This window comes from Pseudomonas sp. Sample_16, from assembly GCF_004307665.1.
Taxonomy (GTDB): domain Bacteria; phylum Pseudomonadota; class Gammaproteobacteria; order Pseudomonadales; family Pseudomonadaceae; genus Aquipseudomonas.
Genome location: NZ_RCOB01000028.1, coordinates 1 through 7,790, shown reverse-complemented (window position 1 = coordinate 7,790; position 7,790 = coordinate 1). Strand labels below are relative to the sequence as shown.

5 protein-coding genes are annotated in these 7,790 nt (G+C 61.3%); all 5 read left to right on the top strand.

Annotation, left to right across the window (positions count from 1 at the left end; genetic code table 11):
- Positions 1-206 precede the first annotated feature (206 nt).
- The gene (gene mrdA, locus D8U69_RS03800; RefSeq protein ID WP_130906115.1) at positions 207-2,099 is read left to right on the top strand and encodes a penicillin-binding protein 2; all 1,893 of its coding nucleotides are present in this window, start codon (positions 207-209) and stop codon (positions 2,097-2,099) included.
- 122 nt (positions 2,100-2,221) lie between these two features.
- Positions 2,222-4,132, top strand: a complete 1,911-nt coding sequence (locus tag D8U69_RS03795; protein WP_130906709.1) for a sigma-54-dependent Fis family transcriptional regulator — start codon at positions 2,222-2,224, stop codon at positions 4,130-4,132.
- Positions 4,132-5,850 (top strand): ABC transporter ATP-binding protein, encoded by a 1,719-nt coding sequence (locus D8U69_RS03790; protein WP_130906117.1) that lies wholly within the window; start codon positions 4,132-4,134, stop codon positions 5,848-5,850. The genes D8U69_RS03795 and D8U69_RS03790 overlap by 1 nt, the downstream gene beginning before the upstream one ends.
- A gap of 5 nt (positions 5,851-5,855) precedes the next feature.
- Positions 5,856-6,527, top strand: coding sequence for a S8 family serine peptidase (locus D8U69_RS03785; protein ID WP_056856926.1), 672 nt, complete (start codon positions 5,856-5,858; stop codon positions 6,525-6,527).
- A gap of 2 nt (positions 6,528-6,529) precedes the next feature.
- Positions 6,530-7,790, top strand: a 1,261-nt coding sequence (locus D8U69_RS03780; protein ID WP_130906708.1) for a tryptophan 7-halogenase, incomplete at its 3' end; no start/stop codon positions are given.

Sequence of the window (7,790 nt, the reverse complement as noted above, 5' to 3'; positions counted from 1 at the left end):
AAGATTAAATTCCGAAACCCCAATTGCGAAAGCAGTTGGGGTTTTGTTTTGCCTGGCGAAAAGTACCCGGGGAAATGCATGTCCGTTACAAGTTAAATAAAGTTACACGAAAGTGACTTAGCAGTTTTGGTATGGTGCAGCTCGTTTTTTACGGACTGTTTCCAAGCTTAGGGATCGGTATCTTTTTTCACAGAGTTGCTTGAGAAATGCCCGGCCCCATCCCGATCAAAGACCACGAAAAAGAATCCCGTCTGGTCAACAAAAGACTGGTGGCTTGTGCTTTTTTCGTCGTCGCGATTACCTGTGCATTGGTGGTGCGTTTGTACGTGCTGCAGGTCGTCGAATTCGACTATCACTCCACGATTTCGGAGAACAATCGCGTCCATGTCCTGCCGATCACGCCTACCCGTGGCTTGATCTATGACCGCAATGGCGTGGTGCTCGCGGACAATCGGCCCAGCTACAACCTGACCATCACCCGCGAACGCGCTACCGACGTCAATGAAGAGCTGGATGAGGTGGTCAACCTTCTGCATTTGCCCGCTGAAGACCGCACGCTGTTCGACAAGGCGATGAAACAAGCACGCCACCCGTTCGTGCCCGTAACGCTGTTCTATGAATTGAATGAAGAGCAGATCGCGGTGCTCGCGGTCAACGAGTTCCGCTTACCGGGCCTGGATGTCGAGCCGCAGTTCGTTCGACACTACCCGCTCGGCGAGCACTTCGCTCATTCGGTTGGCTACGTAGGACGTATCAACGAGAAAGAATCCAAGGCGCTGGATACGGTTGAGTATCGTGGCACCCAATCCATCGGCAAGACCGGGATCGAAAAATTCTACGAGTCGCAGCTGCACGGCCATGTCGGTTACGAGGAAGTCGAAACCAATGCCCAGGGTCGTGTCCTGCGCGTGCTCAAGCACACCGATCCGGTTCCCGGGGAAAACATTGTCCTGAGTCTCGACGTCAAGCTCCAGGAAGCCGCGGAACAAGCCTTGGGTGATCGCCGCGGCTCAGTCGTCGCACTGGATCCTTCGACCGGCGAAGTGTTGGCCATGGTCAGCAATCCAAGTTTCGATCCGAACCTGTTCGTCACCGGTATCAGCGCCAAGGAATACTCGACGCTGCGCGACTCGATCGACCGGCCGCTGTTCAACCGAGTGCTGCGCGGTCTCTACGCACCGGGCTCGACCATCAAGCCTGAAGTCGCGATCGCCGGACTCGACGCCGGCGTTGTCACGCCACAGACCCGAGTCTTTGATCCGGGTTACTACCAGCTCCCGGATTTCGATCACAAGTACCGCAACTGGAACCACAGCGGCGACGGTTGGGTGGATATGGACGCGGCGATCATGCGTTCCAACGACACCTACTTCTATGACCTGGCGCACAAGCTGGGCATCGATCGTTTGCACGACTACATGGCAATGTTTGGCCTGGGTGAGAAAGTTTCCCTGGATATGTACGAAGAGTCGTCAGGGTTGATGCCATCCCAGGCCTGGAAGCGCGCCACGCGCCGTCAGCCTTGGTTCCCGGGGGAGACGGTCATCCTCGGTATCGGCCAGGGCTACATGCAGGTCACACCACTGCAGTTGGCCCAGGCGACGGCGCTGATCGCCAACAAAGGGGTGTGGAACCGACCGCATCTGGCGATGACCGTGGACGGTGTTGCACCGGTGGACGAACACCCGATGCCAAACATTCTGCTCAAGGACCCCCGTGACTGGGAGCAGGTAAACCACGGTATGCAGATGGTCATGCACGACTCGCGCGGAATTGCACGCGCCGCAGCGGCAGGCGCGCAGTATCGCATCGCCGGCAAAAGCGGCACCGCGCAAGTGGTGGCGATCAAGCAGGGTGAGCGCTACAACCGCGAGAAGACCCGTGAGCGCAACCGCGACAATGCCTTGTTCGTCGGATTCGCCCCGGCAGAACACCCGAAGATCGTAATTTCGGTCATGATCGAAAACGGTGAGGCCGGTGGCCGGGTTGCAGGACCTGTGGTGCGGCAGATCATGGACGCATGGCTGCTCGATCAGGACGGTCATCTCAAGCCGCAATACGCTACACCCGGTAAAGCTCCCGGCGATCCCCACGTCTGATGCTGTGCCAGCTGGCGGAACACAAGCGCCCTACGGCACTTGCCATTGCCCTGACGTTAACGTAAAGATTGCTCCAGGGCGCCGATGTTTGAAGGCGCAGGGCGGATGACCCGGAGCGCTTGATGACGCTAATAAAAACAAACTCCCCCAAACTGCATCGCGAAGCCCGGCTGGCCAGGGAAAAGCTGCATCTGGAAGGCGAAGTGCCGGACGGCGTCCTGCGGGCGGAAATCGATGCTTCGTGGCGGCGCAGTCTCAGCCATGGTGTGCATTTCAATGCCAAGCATGAACTGGCACTGGAGTCGAGCACGAGCGTGGACGTGTTGCTGGCGAGCAATCGCTTGCTGATCGACGCTGCACTGCCGGCCATCGATTATCTGGCCGAGCGTCAGGGCAAGGATGGCTTGATCATCCTGGCCAATTCCGATGCCACCATTCTTGCTGTCGAAGGGCGCGCCGACCGCCTCAAGGGCAGCGGCCTGCAGGACATTTCCCTCGGTGCCTGCTGGAGTGAAGCCGCCCGGGGCACCAATGCCCTCGGCACTGCGCTGGTGGAAGCCCGGCCAACCCTGATCGATTGCGGCGAACATTACCTGGATCGCCTCAGTGACTTTTCCTGCACTTCGGTGCCCATTCATTGTCCGCAGGGTGACATCCTCGGCGTCCTTGATCTGACCCGCGAAGGCCCGCTCGGCCGCGCCCACGACAGCACCGCGTTGCTGGCCATGGCTGTCAGCCAGATCGAGAGCCGGGTGTTCAACGCCAGTTATCCGGACGAAATCGTCCTGGCATTCCACAGCCGTCGGCAATACCTCGAATCCCCTTGGCAGGGCCTGTTGGCAGTGAGCCTCGGCGGACAGATCCTTGCGGTCAGCGCGCAAGCCTGCCAGTTGTTGCATGCCGAGCGTTCGGCACTGGTAGGCCGACGTTGCGAAGAGTTTCTTGGTGTCGATGGCCTGCAATTGCTGGCACGCCTGCATCAAGGTGGCGCCGGCAGCCTGCAAACCGCCAAAGGCGAATTTTTCTACAAGACCCTGCGTGCGCCGCAACGCACGATCAATGTCAGCACTCCACCGCGTAGCGTGGCCAAAACCGCTAAACCCCAACCTCAACCTGATCTCCAGTCTTTGGCTGGCAGCAATGCCCGCTACGCCCGCGCTTTGCGCATGGCCCGACAAGGCCTGGCCAACGAGCTGCCGGTGTTGCTGCTGGGCGAAACCGGCACGGGTAAGGAAGTCATCGCCCGCGCCCTGCACATGGCCGGTGCCCGTTGCGACAAACCCTTCGTCGCGGTGAATTGTGCGGCCATCCCCGAAGGTCTGATCGAGTCCGAACTGTTCGGCTATCGCGAAGGCGCGTTTACCGGCTCGCGTCGTGGCGGCATGGTCGGTCGCTTGCAACAGGCCCATGGTGGTACGTTGTTTCTCGATGAAATCGGCGACATGCCGCTGGCCTTGCAGGCTCGGTTATTGCGGGTACTGCAAGACCGCAAGGTGGCGCCGTTGGGCGCTGGCGAAGAACAGGACATCGACATCGCGCTGATCTGCGCCACTCACCGTGACCTCAAGCGCCTGGTAGAGGAAAAGCACTTTCGCGAAGATTTGTTTTACCGGGTCAACGGCATCAGCGTCATGCTCCCCGCTTTGCGCGAGCGCGAGGATTTCGCAGGGCTGGTCAGTCGCATGTTGAACAAACTCGATGCGCCTGACGTCGTCCTGCATGACGATCTGGACCGCGTGCTCGCCGGCTACCACTGGCCGGGTAACATCCGTCAGCTGGAGATGGTTCTGCGCACCGCGCTGGCCATGCGCGAGCCGGGAGAAACAGTGCTGACCCTCGACCACCTGCCCGACAGCATGCTCGATGAATTGACCGCGACTGAACGTCCGCAAGCCGGCAGTATTCGGGAAAACGAACTGGAGATGATCCGCCAGTCCCTGGACAGCCATCAGGGCAACGTCTCGGCCGCCGCTGACGCCTTGGGTATCAGCCGCGCGACCCTTTATCGCAAGCTCAAGCAGCTGCGCTCGTGATGCAGCGCCTGATCGTTCGGCTGATCGACAGCCAGAACCCCGAGGCCCTGCAAGCGGCGTTGCGATGGCTCTACAGCTTCGTGCGTCCCCATCGACTGGCGATTGCCGGGCTACTGGGCTTGTCGGTGTGCGCCTCGGCGCTGGTACTGGTGCAGCCCTGGTTGACCAAGCTGCTGATCGACGATGGTTTGCTGGCACGCGACTTCCCGATGCTGGTGCTCATCGCCGGGTTGATGATCGTCGCCGGATTGCTGGGCACGGCGCTGTCGGGCATCAATCGCTACCTGCACACGCGTTTGTCCGGGCGCATGCTGTTTGCCCTGCGCGATGACCTGTATCGGCATTTGCAGACCCTGTCGCCGAGCTTCTACGGCCAGCGACGCATCGGCGATCTGATGTCTCGTCTTGATGGTGACGTGGCGGAGATTCAGCGCTTTGCCGTGGACTCGCTGTTCTCGGCGGTGTCCAGTGTGATCGGGCTGGTGGTGGCAGTGGCGATGCTGCTGACCTTGTCCTGGAAACTCTCGCTGCTGGCGTTGGTGCTGATTCCCCTCGATGTGCTCTGGCTACGCTGGATGCGGCGCAAGGTCGAGCGCGATGTACGGCAGCTGCGCGAACGCTCGGCGGATATGTCGTCGTTCATGGTCGAGACGTTGCCGGTGATGAAATTCATCCAGTCCGCCGGTCAGCAGCAACGTGAAGCGAGACGTCTGGAGACGCTGGGGCAGGGCTACATGAGCCAGTTGCTGCGCCTGCAAGTCACCGAGTTTTTCACCCAGGCCGTGCCGGGGACGTTGACCTCGCTGTCCCGCGCCTGTGCGTTTCTGATTGGCGGCTATTGGGTGGTGCAGGGCACCTGGCAACTCGGTGCGTTGATCGCGTTTTCGACGTATCTGGGCATGGCCGTCGGGCCCGTGCAAAGTTTGCTGGGATTGTACGTGGCGATTCAACGGATGACCGTCAGTCTTGGTCGGGTGATGGAACTGCGAGGTGAAGAGCCGACCGTGTTCACCCCGGCTGCACCGAAGCCGATGCCTGCTTCTGGCGAGCTGCGTTTCGAGGATGTGCACTTCAGCCATCCCGGTCGGCAGACTACGTTGCGCGGAATCGAGGCGCATATCCCCTACGGTTTGAAAGTTGCCCTGAGTGGTGGCTCCGGGGCCGGCAAATCGACCCTGATCGACCTGCTGCAGCGGCACCATGATCCGCAGTCGGGCCGTGTGCTGTTGGGCGAAGTCGATCTGCGTGAACTGGACCTGTTCCAACTGCGGCGACGCATCGCCGTGGTCAGTCAGGACATCGTACTGTTTCGTGGCAGCCTGGCCGACAACCTCGCTTACGCGGTGCCGGATGCCAGTCGCGAAGCGATTGCCGAAGTGGCACGGTTGGCGCAGCTCGACAGTCTGATCGCGTCCTTGCCCGAAGGTCTGGACAGTCCGCTGGGTGAGCGCGGCCAGCAATTGTCCGGGGGCCAGAAACAACGCATCGCGATTGCCCGCGCGCTGTTGCAGGACCCTCTGATCCTGGTACTCGATGAAGCCACTTGCGCGGTGGATGAAGCCACCGAACGTGAAGTGATCGAGGCCATCGACCGCTTGTTTGCCGGGCGCACGCGCATCTTGATCAGCCATCGTCCCTCAACCCTGGCCGATGCCGATTTGCGCTTTGAATTGCAAGACGGCGTGCTGGTTTCGAAAGCGGTGCTGCATGAAGCCTGAGCCTTATGAAAACTGAGTTGCGTATCGGTGTGGTGGACAGCGGACACTCGGCAGCGCAGCGGGTGCAGGTCGTGGCCGGGCGCAGGTTTTCACTGGTCGAGGACGGCCTGGCCGAAAGCGACTTGCGCGAAGATCCCTTGGGCCACGGCAGCGCAGTGATCGAAGCCATTGGGCGACGCGCACCATCGGCGCAGTTCTGCGTGGCGCAGGTGTTCGATCAGCGCGGCGTCACCAGTGCCTTGCAGATCGCCTCGGCGATTGACTGGCTAGTGACGCAGGACGTGCGCCTGATCAATCTGAGCCTCGGCTTGCGTCAGGATCGCAGCCTGTTGCGGGCGGCCTGTGCCGCAGCGGTAGCGCGTGGCGTGCTGCTTTGCGCATCCAGCCCGGCCCAGGGCGAAGGCGTGTATCCGGCGAATTACCCACAGGTGCTGCGAGTGACCGGCGATGCCCGCTGCGCCGAACTCGAATGGTCGTGGCTCAACAGCGCCCAGGCGGATTTCGCCGCGTGTGTCCACGGCACTTATCCGGGGCAGTCGGGGGCCAGTCTCGGTTGCGCGGCATTGAGCGGACACATCGCCGGATTCCTGGTGGAACAGCCCGGGGCGAGCAATGCACAAATCATCGAGTGGCTGCGGCAGAACGCTCGTTATCGTGGACCGGAAAGGCGCTTCTGAGCATGACGATGATTGTCGTTTTGGGTGCCGGGCCAGCAGGCACGGCTGTGGCGCTGGGATTACGGCGGCTGGGTCATGCCGTCACGCTGGTCAGTGAGTGGCGCCGGTTTGCGGCGCTCGAAGGTGTGTCTGTGCGGGTTCTCGACGCCTTGCGCGGCGCGGGGTTGCATCAAGCGCTGGCGAATGCTGCGTTGCCGTCACAACGGCAAGTGAACTGGAACGGTCGGCAACACGCGCAGAACATCGAGTTTTTGCTGGATCGTCCAAGCTTCGATCGCGGCCTGCGCGAAGACTTGCGTACCGCCGGTGTTTCGCTGATCGAAGGCCGGGTAATGGGCGTCCAGACGTCACCGTCCGGGCATTGCATCCAGATCGAAGGACAGGAGGCGTTGAGCGCCGATTTTCTGGTGGATGCCCGCGGGCGTCAGGCGCCCGCCCTTGGCAAGGGGATGCGCGGGCCGGAGACGGTCAGCCTGCTCAATCGCTGGCAAGGCTCGCCCGGCAAGACCGCCAGCGCCGTGGAAAGCCTGGCGGACGGTTGGGCGTGGATGGCGCGACGGGCCGACGGTCAGTGTTATTGGCAATGGACGGTGGACGTCACCAGTGCCGAGTTGCCAGGCAAAGCGATGTTGCTCGAATACTGCCGACAGCGGCGCCGGGCATCGGCAGTGGCTCGAGCATTTTTCGCCGATCAGGTTGAAGTCGATTTGCAGCTGCATGCCCGCAGCAGCACCGCGATCCTCAGCCCGCAGGTGTGTGGCGAAAACTGGATTCGCGTGGGGGATGCGGCGATGGCGGTGGACCCGCTCTCGGGCAACGGCATCTTCCAGTCCCTGTCGTCAGCGTTGCAGGCGCCGGCGGTGATCAACACGTTGTTGCACAAACCCGAGCGCGCGGCGCTGGCCAAGCGTTTTCACCAGCAGCGCGTGGAACAGTTGTTTTTGCGTTTTGCGCGGATTGGCCGGGACTTCTATGCCGATGAGCAGCGTTGGTCCGATCAGCCATTCTGGCAGGCGCGGCAGCAATGGCCGGATGCCGAGGTAGCCCATGCCGAGGCGGATTTCGCTGCGCTGAGGATTGAGCGGGCGCCGGTGTTGTGTGATGGCTTTGTCGATGAAGCCGAGGTGGTGATTACAGCGGATCAGCCGTTGGGGATCTGGCATGTGCAGGGCGTTGAACTGGCGCCGTTGGTGCGGCGATTGAAGCAAGGCGAACCTGCAGAGCAAGTGTTGGCGGGGTTGACGGTGGAGCAGGGGCGGGTGG